The following is a 13,164-nucleotide window of genomic DNA, read 5'->3' on the forward strand; positions in this document are numbered from 1 at the left end:
CGCTGTGCGCAGGCGCTTTGGTGCACCGGCGGTGGTGGTGCAGGTGGTATCCGGACGAGTTGCCGTCCGGCGCTCAAGAGTGGCCGAGAAGCGCCGGATGAGCTTGTGAACTCAGTCAATGACTGACATGCTTGAGGTGGTGGCAGCTTCAGAAGGGTGCCGTCTTCGTGACTGTCGCCGCGCAGAAGGCCGTCCCACGCGTGACCTGATCCACGTTCAACAGGGGACGGGAGTTCGGCTCGGGGGGCAAGGCTCCGACTCACCGTGAGGAAACGGGTCCTGATGGCCATTCAGTGCGGCGCGGACGTATACCCGGTGCGGCGTTTCGCCGGACGGCGCCAGGGAGGGACAGCAGATGAACACCATCGCTCGTAACCAGGTCATTGCAGAGGAGCAGAAGGCCGTCGACCGGGCGTACGACTGCTATACCGCGCGCCTCGCCGAGATGACCGGGACGTCGGCCGCCCAGGCCGCGGCCAGTGGCAAGGACGGTATCGCCAACCGGCTCGACGTCGTGAAGAAGGCCGAGGCGTACGGGGGGCTGGGCGAGGAGTCCCTGGTGATCGCCCGTGTCGACGCGCCGGAAGATCCGGGCGAGGAACCCCGCCCCTGGTACGTGGGCCGCCGTGCCGTATCCGATGTCCGGACCCGCGACACCGTCGTCGTGCTGTGGACCAGCCCGCTGGCCACGAAGTGGTTCGAGGCGCAGTCGCACACGCCGGGCGACGTCGTCCTGCGGCGGCAACTACGCTGCGCGCAGCAGATCGTCGAGGACTACTTCGACGACATCGCCTCGGCGACTCCCGTATCCGTCGCCCCTGTGCTGGAAGCCGTCCCGGAACCGCGGCCCGCCGGGGACGACGCGATCACGGCGGAGCCCGCCACCGCCGATGAGGCCGGGGCGGAAGCACCGCCCCGAGCCGCGAAGCAGCCGGAAGCCGGCGAGCGCGGAAAACGTACGTCGGCCCACACGCCCGCCGACGTAGCCCGGTTCCAGCGCCGCAAGCCCCTGCAACCGGACGACTTCCTGCTCCGTGAGCTCCAGCGTTCGCGCAGCGGCCGCATGCGGGACATCGTCGAGACCATCCGCCGCGACCAGATGGACCTTGTCACTGGTTCCCCGTCCGACATCCTCGTCGTGCAGGGCGGCCCGGGCACGGGCAAGTCCGCCGTCGGTCTGCACCGCGTGACCTGGCTCGTCAACAACGACCATTTCAAGGCCCAGGACATCCTCGTCATCGGCCCGCACCAGCGGTTCCTCGACTACGTCGGCCAGGTCCTGCCCACCCTCGGTACCCGCGAGGTCAACGCCGTCCAGCTCTCCCGCCTGTGGGACGGCGAGGTTCTCGGCACCGACACGCCGCGGGCGCGGCTGGTGAAGTCCGACGAGCGCATGGCGGCCGTCCTGCGGCGCCGCGTCGAGCACGAGTGCCGTCCCGAGGCCCTCGACGGTCTCCTCACCGCACCCTCCTTCGAGGGCGACGAGCCGGCGTTCACCGTCACCGCCGGCAGCACGACCCTGCGCATCCCCCGCTCGGAAGTCCGCGCCCTTTTTGACGAGGCGCGCGGCGGCGATGGCGCCCACCGCGAGCGCCGCGACCGCTTCCGCAGCCTGCTCGTCGACCGGCTCCTGCGGGAACTCGCCGCCCTGGCCCCGCGTCGCGGCGCGGACGGTACGATCCGCCGCAGCCTGGAACGCAACCGTCAGGTGGAGCGCCTCCTCGACCGTGCCTGGCCCTCGCCGGGCGCCCGGGAGGCCCTGCGCAGCCTCTACGACTCGCCCGACCTCCTGCGCGCCTGCGCCGACGGCATCCTCGACGAGGAGGAGCAGGCCGCCCTGCCCCGTCCTCGGGCCGACAAGGCCGAGGACGACCCTTGGACCTTGGACGACCGTGTCTGCCTGGAAGAACTCCGGTACCTCATCACGGGCGAGACGCCGCGGCGCTACGGTCACATCGTCGTCGACGAGGCCCAGGACCTGACTCCCATGCAGGCCCGCGCCCTGCGCCGCCGCGTCGCGAGGGGCGGCTCGATGACCGTCCTCGGCGACCTCGCCCAGGCCACCGGCCCGTATCCGTACACCGAGTGGGACCGCCTGGGCACGCTCCTGTCCGACCACGGCGACTGGCGCGTCGAAGAGCTGACCACCAGCTACCGCGTACCCGCCGAGATCATGGAGTTCGTCGCCCCCCTGGCCCGTACGGTCGCCCCCTCGCTGCCCTACCCGCGGGCCGTGCGCGAGGCCGGCACGGATGCCGTACGGGCGATCGCGACCGAGCCGTGGAAGCTGCTCGGCGACACCGTCGCCCAAGCCGTCCGCCTCGTCGGCACCAGCGACGGGCGCACTCTGCGTTCCGTGGCCGTCATCGTTCCCGACGACTCCGGCTGGCTCGACGAGATCGGCCGCCACATGGACGAGGCCGACGGCATCACGGAACAGGAACGCCAGGCGGTGTCCGTCCTGGCCGCCGCGCAGGCCAAGGGCATGGAGTACGACCACGTCCTCGTCGTCGAACCCGCCACCATCGCCGACCGCGGCCCGTCCGGCCTGCGCCAGCTCTACATCGCGCTGACCCGCAGCACCCAGAGCCTGACCGTCCTGCACACCGCGCCGCTCCCGGAGGCACTGACGGACACCGCCGGCACTACGGAACAGCCGCTCCGCGGAATCGGTGCCGCCCCCGGCATCAGCACCGACACCGACGCCGCACCGGCGGCGGAGGGAGACATTCCGGAGATCGGCACCGACATCCGGGTCCGGGTGATCGGCCACACCACCGGCGGCAACTACAAGGTCGAGGCCGTCTCACCCGCCACGGACCGCCCGCTGCTCATGGCCGTGCGCCACGGCTCCACACCCCCCGCCGCAGGGACGGAGCTGGACGCCTGGGTGCTCCGCCACGCCTCCAGCGTCAGCTTCGTGACGGTCGACGAACGCGGCCGTCGGCCCATCTCGCCCACCATGGCCGCGCGTTACGCCGATGCACTCGGCGTTGTCGAGGAACTGGCCGGCGGAAACGTCCCGGACGACGCCCGCGCCCGGCTCTCGGAGCTCAAGGGCATGGCCAACCGCTGCCTGCGCCTGGACCAGCACGACTGGCTGGATGTCTGGCGCGTACTCGGATCCCCGGACAGGGCCCGGCTGAACCTGCTACGGGATCTGGCGGCCAACGCCAACCGGGCGGCGGCTTCCGGGACGCCGGACCTGGACCGGTTCCGTACCGAGCTGGAGCTCAGTGGCTGGGCCGAGGGCCTGGCCGAAGCGCGGCGGACCATCGAGCGGCGCATCGGTGCCGCGGCCGGCCCGGTGACGAAGGGCAAGCCGGAACATCCCGTTTCCGCGCCGCGATCAGCGCCATTTGAGCCGGTCGCCAACCTCGAGCCGTCCGATCCGACCGAGACCCCCGCGTCGTCCGAGCCGAAGGAAAACGCCCCCATGACCGCCACCGCAGTCGCCTCCGCCCCATCGGAACAGGCAACTCCGAGCACCGGACTTCGCCACATCCTGGAGGCCTCGGCGGCAACTGACCGCACCTGCAAGACCCATGAGGCGGTGCGCTTCGAACTGATGGCGGCTCTGCTGCGAGCCGACCGGCAGCCGAAGTCCGACTCCTCGGTCGCCGACGTCGAGTGCGTGACCGAGGACGGCCACCTGCTGTACGAAGTGCTCGGTGCCGGTCTCGCCACGTACGCCGACCTCCGCGCGGGAGCGGTCCGCCTCATCGAGATCAACCACACGCTGCCCAAGCCTGCCGACCGCCTCTGCCTCGTTCTGGCCGGCCCCCCGGCCGAGGACTGGTCGGCGGCCACCGTCCACGACGTCTTCGGCATCCAGGTCCTGTGGCGCACCCAGCAGGGCTGGGAGGGAGAGGACGTCGAAATCGCCCTGGCCGAAGGTGTGCCGGCCCGGACGGAGGAACTGGCCGGGGAGTGAGGCAGGCGCTCAACCGGGGCGGCGAGATGGGGATGAAGAAGCCCGGCTGGTACCGCAGCGATCAACGTTGCCCTTGAAGTACGCGATCGAGCGCGCCACCCAGGTCCCCGCACCCGGTGGCAGCGCGGGGCCGATCGCCTGCCAGAAGTCCGGCAGCATCGGCAGCGGGAAGGCGCCGCCCGCGCTCGGGTAGCCCGCGATCACGATGATCAGGACGGCCAGGCCGATGCCGACGATGCCGGTGAGCGCCTGCAGGGCGAGTGTGATCATGCCGACCGCGAAGACGACCAGGGTGCCCAGCCCGGACAGGGCCCATATGCTCCCGGGCGGGCGGGCGCGCGCCGAGGATCGGTCCGACGATGATCGCGCCGCCGATCCCGCCCGCGATCGAGTACAGCGCCATGACGCCGGGTGCGACCACCCCGAAGGGGACGTCTGTCGGCTTCGGGGCGTGCAGCGCCCCGATGTAGGGCGCGATGAACGGCAGCTGCAGCGCGAGCACACCGATGACAAGCAGTGCGGCCCGTGGAGTGACGGCCTTCGTCACCTCGTCGGCGAAAGTCATGCCCCCCATGGTCCGGGGTGTCCCCTGTCTGCGCAGGTGGGGCGGGGCCGGACGGCTGACCGGCTCGCTCGCCGGATGACCCGTGCCCGGCGCGCATCGCTGCGCAGCACGCTGCTGGTTTTCCTGCCGGCCCCTTGCGTGCGAAGAGTTCCCTCGTGGTGACGGTGAGTCCCGGCGGAGCCGTGGTGAACCGCTGTGTGGAATGCCACGAAATAGGTCACGCGTTCGAATCACGCCATTGTTCGAGGCTGATGGGGGTTAGAGTAATCGAACGAGCGTACGATAGACATATCGGGTGAAAGGCTCAAATGGGGTGATGTGATGGAGGTGCGGCATGGCGGGTTACGCCCATCTGCACGTCGCGTCCGGATACTCCGCCCGCTACGGTGCCGCCCATCCCGAACACCTCGTCCGGCGGGCGGCCGAGCGCGGCACGACGGCGCTCGCGCTCACCGACCGGGACACGGTCACCGGCGCCGTACGGTTTGCGAAGGCCTGCGCCGGAGCCGGGATCCGGCCGATCTTCGGCATCGATCTGGCCGTGGAGGCCATCGCACCCCCTCCTCCGGTGCAGCGCCGCCGCACCCCGGCGCGCGGTGGTGCCCACGTCGTCGAGCCGCCCCTGCGAGTGGTGCTGCTCGCGCAGAACCGGACGGGATGGGCACGGCTGTGCCGCATCACGTCGGCCGCGCACGCGGGCACGGCAGGCGGCGCGGCCCCGGTGGCGGTGCCGTGGGAAGCGCTGCGCAAGTACGGCGGTCCCGGTCTGATCGTGCTGCTCGGACCGCTCTCGGAGCCGGTACGGGCACTGACGGCAGGCCGGGAGGACGTCGCGGCGAAGCTGCTGGCGCCGTGGCGGGAGATCTTCGGCAGCGGTGTACGGCTGGAGGCTGTCCTGCACAGGCGGTCCGGTACGGGCCCGGGATCGCTGCGGCTGGCCGCCCGCACCCTGGGGCTGGGAGACCGTACCGACACCACCGTCGTGCTCTCCAACGCCGTCCGCTATGCCGATCCGGATCAGCACCGGCTCGCCGACGTCCTTGATGCCGCGCGGCTGCTGCGCCCCATCGACCGGCGCCGCCTGGACAGCGGGCAGCGCTGGCTCAAGGACGAAGGAGCGATGGCGCGCATCGCGCAGTTGATTGCCGAGTGTGCCGGAGCGGACGCCCGGCGGGCAGACCGTTTGCTGGCGGACACCGCCGTCACGGCGGCCGAGTGCTCCGTCGATCCCAAGGCGGACCTGGGGCTGGGCACACCGCACTTCCCGGAACCGGCTGTGCTCGGAGTCGAGCCGGGAACGGGCGGCGCGGCACAGTTTCTGCGTCGCCAGTGCGAGGCCGGAATGGTCCGGCGCGGCCTGGACCGTGACCGGGCGGCGCTCGACCGGCTGGACGAAGAGCTCGGCGTGATCTCCGAGCTGAACTACGACTCGTACTTCCTCGCCGTCGGCCAGGTCGTGGCCGACATCCGGGAGCTGGGCATTCGGGTCGCGGCCCGCGGCTCGGGCGCCGGTTCGATGGTCTGCCACGCGCTGGGCATCGCCACGGCCAACCCGCTCGATCACCGCCTGCTGTTCGAACGCTTCCTGAGCGTGCGACGGGCGTCGCTGCCCGACATCGACATCGACGTGGAGTCCGCCAGAAGGCTGGAATGCTACGACGCGATCTTCGCCCGGTTCGGCACCGAGCGAGTGGCGGTCACCGCGATGCCCGAGACCTACCGGGCCCGCCGGGCGCTGAGGGACACCGGCCTCGCGCTGGGGATCGCACCGGCGGACGTCGACCGGATCGCCAAGAGCTTCCCGCACCTGCGGGCGTCGGACATCACCAGCGCACTCGCCGAACTGCCCGAACTGCGTCAACTGGCGGCCGAAGCGAAGCGGTACGGGCCGTTGTGGGAGCTCGCCGAAGGCCTCGACTCCCTGGTTCACGGCATGGCCATGCACCCCTGCGGAGTGATCATCAGCGACGCGACGCTCCTGGACCGGCTGCCCGTGCAGCCCACCCCCCAGGGCAATTATCCGATGGCGATGGCGGCCAAGGAGGAGATCGAGGCGCTGGGCAACATCAAACTGGACGTTCTGGGTGTGCGGATGCAGTCCGCGATGGCCCACGCCGTCGCCGATATCGAACGGGCGACCGGCAACCGTATCGATCTGGACGATCCACGGCAGGTGCCGCTCGACGACGTCTTCGCGTTCAAACTCATTCAGGAGAGCCAGACCATAGGGCTGTTCCAGCTCGAATCGCCCGGCCAGCAGGACCTTCTCTCGCGCCTGCAGCCCCGTGACCCGCAGGACGTCATCGCCGACATCAGTCTCTTCCGCCCCGGACCGGTTGCCGGGGGGATGCCCGAGCGGTACATCGCCGCACGTCATGGCGGTACACCGGCCTACGCCCACCCGGACCTCGAACCCGTGCTCGCCGACACCTACGGCGTGACCATCTGGCACGAGCAGATCATCGAGACGCTGTCGGTGCTGACCGGCTGCGATCGCGCTCTGGCCGAGGTCGCCCGGCGGGCACTCGGCGACAAGCACCGACTGCCCAGGATCAAGGACTGGTTCCACCGCCGGGCGGCCGCCCGCGGTTACAGCCCTGCGGTCCGGGACCAGGTGTGGAAGACCGTCGAGGCCTTCGGTGCCTACGGCTTCTGCCGGGCGCACGCGGTCGCCTTCGCCGTACCGGCTCTGCAGAGCGCCTGGCTCAAGGCGCACTACCCGGCTTTCCTGCTGGCCGGCCTCCTCGAACACGACCCCGGTATGTGGCCCAAGCGCGTCATCGTCGCCGACGCCCGCCGACGCGGCGTCCCGGTCCTGCCTGTCGACGTCAACCACTCCAGGACGAAGCACACCGTGGAGCGGGCCGACGGGGAGCAGTGGGGCGTGCGGCTCGCGCTGTCCGCGGTGCGCGGTATCAGCGAGGAGGAATGCGCGCGGATCGAGGAGGCCCAGCCGTACGGATCGCTGTCGGACTTCTGGCAGCGGGCCCGGCCCAGCCGGCCGGTCGCCGAACGCCTCGCGGAGATCGGCGCCCTGAACTCCCTGCACGACGGGCGCTTCACGCGGCGGGATCTGTTGCTGCAGATCGCCGAACTCCACCGGCAGTCCCGCGCCCGGTCCGCGAGCAAGGGCCAGTTGCCCATCGACGTGGAGGCGGTCGGCGGAGCGGAGCCGAGCGGTCTGCCGGAGATGACCGGACGCGAAGCTCTCAACGCGGAGCTGAACACGCTCGGCATCGACGTCTCCAAGCACCTGATGGAGCACCACCACCGGCTGCTGCGGGAGATCGGCGCGACCGACGCGGCCCACCTGGCCGGCATGCGCCCCGGTCAGCAGGTTCTCGTCGCCGGGGTACGGGCCTCGACGCAGACCCCGCCGATCGCCAGCGGCAAGCGCATCATCTTCGTCACCCTGGAGGACGGCTCCGGCCTGGTCGACCTGGCCTTCTTCGAGGACTCCCACCCCGCCTGCGCGTACACGGTCTTCCACAGCGGGCTGCTGCTGGTCCGCGGCACGGTCCAGGTGCGCGGCACCCGCCGCACCGTCGTCGGCACCATGGCCTGGGACCTGGAACGGATCGCCGTCGCCCGGCGCGATCACGGCCCCGAAGCGGCTCTCTCCCTGCTCGGAGTCAGCCATCCGCAACCGACCCCCGCGCAGCCGCGGCGCACCCTGCTCAACGGCACGACAGGCGCTCAACTGCATCCCTACGCCGACCTGCAGCCCGCCGGTAGCCGTTCAGCCGATCTGAAGAAGCTCGGCCACACCAGCCCAGGGAGCGCAGGTTGACCACGCGCCGACGGCACATCGCCCACCTGCACCTGCACGCCCTGCCGTACGAAGGACGGTACGCGGACGCGATCGACCTGCTGACCGGCATCACCCCCCATGTGCAGGCGGTGTCGCCCGATGCTGTCCAGCTCGACCTGACGTCCGCGCTCAGGTACTTCGACCTCACCCCGTACGACGTGGTTCAGCTGGCGAAACTCAGGCTGTTGGCCTTGTACGGCATCGAGAGCAGTGCAGGGCTCGCCGGCAACCGCATGCTGGCCACCATGGCGGCCGACGCGTCCGCGCCGGGACACACCACCTGGGTTCCCGCCGAACAGGCCGCCGCCTGGCTGCGCCCCCGACCGGTCACCGCGCTGCCCGGAATCGGCCGCGCCACCGCGGCCACGCTCGGCCGATACGGCCTGCACACCATCGGCCAGCTCGCCGACGTACCCCCGGCGACCCTGCAACGCATTCTCGGCGTCGGCCAGGCCCGGCTGCTGACCGAGCGGGCCCGCGGCCATGATCCCCGCCCGGTCGTTCCGCTGGAACCGGCGGCACATCTGATGGCCGATCTCGTGCTCGACCAGGACTGTCTCGACCCGGTGCGGCATCACCGCGCCGTCCTGGGACTCGCCGACCAAATCGGCCAACGCCTGCGCGGTGAAAGCCAGGTCACCGGCCGCCTCACGCTCACGGTGCGGTACGCCGACCGCAGCTCCACCACGCGTACGTGCACGCTGGCGGAACCCACCGACCACTCGCCCGCCCTCGTCACGGCTGCGCTGGGCCTGCTGACCGCTCTCGGGCTGCAGCGCGCAAGAGTTCGTGCATTCGTGATCCGCGCCGACGACCTGCTGCCGGCCGACGGGGCTCACCGCCAACTCTCCCTGGACCCCGGCGATGACCGTGCCCGTGCCGCCGAAGCCGCCGCGGACCGGGCCAGGCGGCGCTTCGGACCTGGGGTCGTACGTCCCGCCGCTCTGGCCGGCGAGCGACTCGGAGCTCGGCGATGAGCCGATCTCGCGGTATGGCGATCACGGCCCGGTGAGGATCACCGGAAGTTCCTCGGCGGCGCCACGAAGGTGAACGCCATGATCGGGCTCGCCCCCGACAATCACGGCACCACCCTCCTCGGGCTGACGAAGCTGCTGCCGTACTTCCCCGGCGCCGAGGACCTGTTGAACGCCAACACGCCCGGCCTCGCCGACCAGGTCGCCGGATCCCCGTTCATCGCCAAGCTCAACGCGGGCGGCGACACCGTGCCCGGCGTGCGGTACACGGTCATCGCGACCAGGTACGACGAGGTCGTGACCCCGTACCGCACGCAGTTCCTGGACGGGCCCGGCCCCGACAGCCGAAGTGGCTGCCGGGGCCGGTTGCTCTACACGCCGTGTCAGCCGATGGCCTGGCGTGTTTTCCACCAGCTGGTCTGGCCGATGATTTCGGTGCCGGATCCTGAAAGTACGGTTCTGCCGCCTGCGTAGAAGCGTACGGAGCCGTCGGACCGTACGGCCCAGATGTCCGGGATCGAGTCTCCGTTGGCATCCGGGGTGCCGATCAGCAGGGGGATGCTCGTGCTGGACCAGCCGGCGGAGCCGTATCCGACGTCGGCTCCGCCCTCGGAGTTGGCCTCGTACGCGAGCGAGTTCAGGTCGACGCTGCCGCCTGCGGCTGCGATGCCGACGCGAAGGTACAGCTTGGAGGTGCCGTCGCTGCGGAAGACGAGGTCGGTGACGCCGTCGCCGGTGATGTCCTGGGCCGTGACGATGTCGCGAATGTCCCAGCCCGAGGATGCGAGGCGAGTCGCCTGGTCGATGGTGGCACCGTGGTAGCCGGTGAAGACCCACAGCTCGTCGCCGATGGTGGCGAAGAAGTCGGCCCTGCCGTCTCCGGTGGCGTCGCCGGCGGAGACGAGTTGGGTGAGGGCGGCGGGGGCGGGTGCGTCGGCCGGCAGCAGGATCTCGCGTCGCGTGTCGACGTTGACGGCGCCATAGCCATCGCCCGGGTATACCCACAGTTTGTCGTCGACGCGGGCGACGAGGTCCTGGATGCCGTCGCCTCCGTAGATGTCTCCGTTGTGGGTGATCAGCGCGCCGTCGAAGTGGCCGGAGCGGGCGGCGATGTAGGAGGGCAGGTCGTCGCCGTTGGGATCCTTGCTGGGGTTGTCGCGGTACGCGCCGGACATGGAGTAGTCCAGGTCGCCGCTGCCTCTGGTGAGGTCGTTGGTTGCCTGTGAGGGGTAGAGGCGAAGGTAGCCGTTCTCGGTGACGGTCAGCAGGTCAGGGAGCTGGTCGCCGGTGAAGTCTCCGGGGGTGTCGGCCTGGTCGCGCGGGGTGACGTAGAAGAAGTACTTGGTCGGATCGGAGACGTTGCCTGCACCGTCGACGGTCCTCACGTAGAGCACGTTGGGGCCCGCGGTGGGCGGCTTGGCGTTGGTGATCGTCGCGCTGGTGCTGGTCGACGTGCCCGCGGTGCGGGGAAGGGAGAAGGGATAGCTGGCGGAGTTGAAGCCGTACTCGTAGCGCACGACGTCGGTGCTCAGGGCACGCACGGTGAAGGAGCCGGGGGTGCTGAACTTCTTGGTGCTCCAAGTGGCGTCTTCAGGATCGGAGCTGAAGCCGTTCTCGTTGCCGTCGGCGTTGGGGAAGTCGGTGGAGTCGGCCTTGGGCGGCTTGGGCGCTGCCGTGTCGAAGATGAACCGGCAGGGCGTGTTCTTGGGCGAGTAGCTGGAGGTCGCGCCCGCGTCGGCGATGGACCTGGCGCGCCAGGAGTACACCGTGCCGTTGACGAGCGAGTTGGTGGAGAAACCGGGCGTCGTGCGACGGGCCGAGTCGGTGTCTGCGCCGACCGACCTCTTGCCGGTGGACTTCAGCAGATCGCCGGTGGTGGACCACTTGCCGAGCGGCCAGAGGTCGAAGTCGATGTAGTCGAGGTTCTTGTCCTTGTCCTTGGCCGAGGCGGTGAAGGTGATCTCACCCGCGCCCATCCGGACGTACGGCTCGGTGGTGGTGCACTTGGCGTCCGGGCCCAGGTCGAGAGAGGTGGGCGCATCCGGACGTCGGTTGTAGACCAGCTCGAGAACGGGGGCGTTCTCGCCGTTGGCCATGAACTTCTTCCAGGAGTACTGCGACGTCTCGTTGACCGCACGCATGCCGAAGGTGATGGTGCCCAGGCCCTTGTCGGCGGCCTTCTGCGCGGCTTTCTTCACGTCGAAGGTCTCGTAGGCGTCGCGGCAGCCGGACTTGTAGCCGTGAGCGAAGCTCCTCGTAGCGATCTTGTTGCCGTCGTGGAGCTTGGGCGCGTTCTTCCAGTTGGTCTTGGAGGTGATCGCACCGGTGAGGTGCACGCTCATGGCACGGTCGTCGCATGACCAGGAGTAGGTTTCCAGGACCCGCAGCTTGGCACGGGAGATGACGGCGCCCTGGAGGGTCTTGTCGAAGTCGATGTTGAAGAACGAGCGTGAGGTGCCCCAGGTGTCGGACTCGAAGCCGACCCGCGCCTCGTGGGTGCCGTTCTTGTTGAAGCCCTTGCCGTTGTAGAAGGTGGCGTCGGGGTGACGGTTGTAGGCAGTGGTCCAGTTCTGGGTGTGCTTCTTGACCGACGGGTCGATGAACACCGGGAAGACCGTGGACGGGTCGGCCAGGAGATCGGCATCCGGGGTGAGGACCCAGTTCGCGCCGGACAGGTCGGCGGCGACCAGCGCGCCGTGGGAGTCGGGAGACGGCCCGTCAAGTCCAGGAAGCGACAGGGTGGCCGCCGAGCCGGACTGCGAGGGGGCCGGTGTCGGCTCGCCAGGAGCCGAGGGCAGCGGCGACTCCGAGACAGAGGGAGCCGGTTCGTCGCTCGCCGAGGGCAGCGCCTCGGCGTACGGGTCGGTCTGCTCGTCGGTCTCGGACGCGTCGTCGGTGCTTGCCGAGGGCGAGGGTGTCTCGGAAGCGGATGCGGTCTCGGAGGGCAGGACTTCGGGTGCGGTGGGTTGGGCGGTGGCGCCGACCTCGCCGTCGGTGACGGCGACGGCCCCGGCGCTGTCCCACATCAGCGGTGAGGGCGAGAGCGCCACTTCGTCGCTGTCGGAGTTCTCGGCGCTGACGATGTCGGATCGCGGATCCAGCCGGAAGGTAAGGGTGGGGGACGTCAGGCCGTAGGAGAGCTGGGTGACCCGGGGATCGGCCGCGGCGGCGGGGTTCTTCACCACAAGCAGCTGGGCGAACCCGTCGTCGTCCGCGGTGAGCACCAGGTCTGCGCCTGGGATGATCTCGGGGTACAGCGCCCGGTTGGTGTCGATGATCGGCTCTGGGATAGGGCCGGGCCAGGTGAGCTGGATGTCGTGCCCGTCGGAGTGCAGCGTAACCAACGGGCTCGCGGTCGGATCCGCCTCGGCCACCGCGGTCTTGAGCAGCGAGATGCGGCGCACTGTCGTGCGCGATGCACGCTCCTTGCTCTGCTTGCCGGCCTGTGTGCCGGGGGAGAAGACCAAGAGGGTGTTGGTGGCCTTCGGCTCCCAGCCCCGGCTGGTGCGGTGCAGGGAGCGGTCGATCGGCTTCCACTCTCCGCCGACCTTGGCGCGGACAGGCGAGACGTGGATCTCGCGGGACATCCGGCCGTCGGGGCGCGCCCAGGTGCTCGAGTAGGGCGTGCGCAGTGCGGTGGCCTCCACGCGTTTGCCGCTCTTTGCCGCGCGGGTGATGGCGTCGGCCTCGCTCACCTCGGAAGTAGCCGAGTGGGCAGATGAATTGGCCTCCGACCCGGAATCCGCGTACTCAAGTCCGGCATAGGTCAGCCCGGTCGCGGCGATGGCGGCCGCACAGGCTATGGCGATGGCACGCCGGCCGGGCAGGCGGTATCGGCGTTGCGACATGGGCGAGGTCCCTTTCCCCCACCCTCGACCAG

The 13,164-nt window shown here is 70.1% G+C and carries 4 protein-coding genes and 2 pseudogenes; 4 read left to right on the forward strand and 2 right to left on the reverse strand.

Annotated elements, in window-relative coordinates; all coding sequences use genetic code 11:
- The first annotated feature begins 355 nt into the window (after nucleotides 1-355).
- On the forward strand, nucleotides 356-3,934 hold the full coding sequence (locus tag OH809_RS33085; protein ID WP_406418055.1) for a HelD family protein: 3,579 nt from the start codon (nucleotides 356-358) through the stop codon (nucleotides 3,932-3,934).
- 66 nt (nucleotides 3,935-4,000) lie between these two features.
- On the opposite strand, the pseudogene OH809_RS33090 reads toward OH809_RS33085, so the two are convergent.
- Nucleotides 4,001-4,499: pseudogene (locus tag OH809_RS33090) on the reverse strand (hypothetical protein); the annotation flags it as partial.
- Between the two features lie 334 nt (nucleotides 4,500-4,833).
- Here OH809_RS33090 and OH809_RS33095 point away from each other — a divergent pair.
- The 3 genes and pseudogenes from OH809_RS33095 to OH809_RS33105 form a co-directional block, all read left to right on the forward strand.
- The gene (locus OH809_RS33095) at nucleotides 4,834-8,289 is read left to right on the forward strand and encodes a DNA polymerase III subunit alpha (RefSeq protein WP_406418053.1); all 3,456 of its coding nucleotides are present in this window, start codon (nucleotides 4,834-4,836) and stop codon (nucleotides 8,287-8,289) included.
- Nucleotides 8,286-9,287 (forward strand): DNA polymerase thumb domain-containing protein, encoded by a 1,002-nt coding sequence (locus tag OH809_RS33100; RefSeq protein WP_406418051.1) that lies wholly within the window; start codon nucleotides 8,286-8,288, stop codon nucleotides 9,285-9,287. Before OH809_RS33095 ends, OH809_RS33100 begins: the two co-directional genes overlap by 4 nt.
- Nucleotides 9,288-9,332: 45 nt before the next feature.
- Nucleotides 9,333-9,617, forward strand: a pseudogene (locus OH809_RS33105) (lipase); the annotation flags it as partial.
- A gap of 50 nt (nucleotides 9,618-9,667) precedes the next feature.
- On the opposite strand, the gene OH809_RS33110 reads toward OH809_RS33105, so the two are convergent.
- On the reverse strand, nucleotides 9,668-13,132 hold the full coding sequence (locus OH809_RS33110; protein ID WP_406418049.1) for a DNRLRE domain-containing protein: 3,465 nt from the start codon (nucleotides 13,130-13,132) through the stop codon (nucleotides 9,668-9,670).
- Nucleotides 13,133-13,164: the final 32 nt, after the last annotated feature.

It is taken from the genome of Streptomyces sp. NBC_00873 (genome assembly GCF_045207415.1).
In the GTDB taxonomy this organism is placed as follows: Bacteria; Actinomycetota; Actinomycetes; order Streptomycetales; family Streptomycetaceae; genus Streptomyces.

Coding starts and splice junctions, on each gene's coding strand:
- OH809_RS33085 (WP_406418055.1), top strand. CDS start 356: ATGAACACCATCGCTCGTAACCAGGTCATTGCAGAGGAGCAGAAGGCC.
- OH809_RS33095 (WP_406418053.1), top strand. CDS start 4,834: ATGGCGGGTTACGCCCATCTGCACGTCGCGTCCGGATACTCCGCCCGC.
- OH809_RS33110 (WP_406418049.1), bottom strand. CDS start 13,132: ATGTCGCAACGCCGATACCGCCTGCCCGGCCGGCGTGCCATCGCCATA.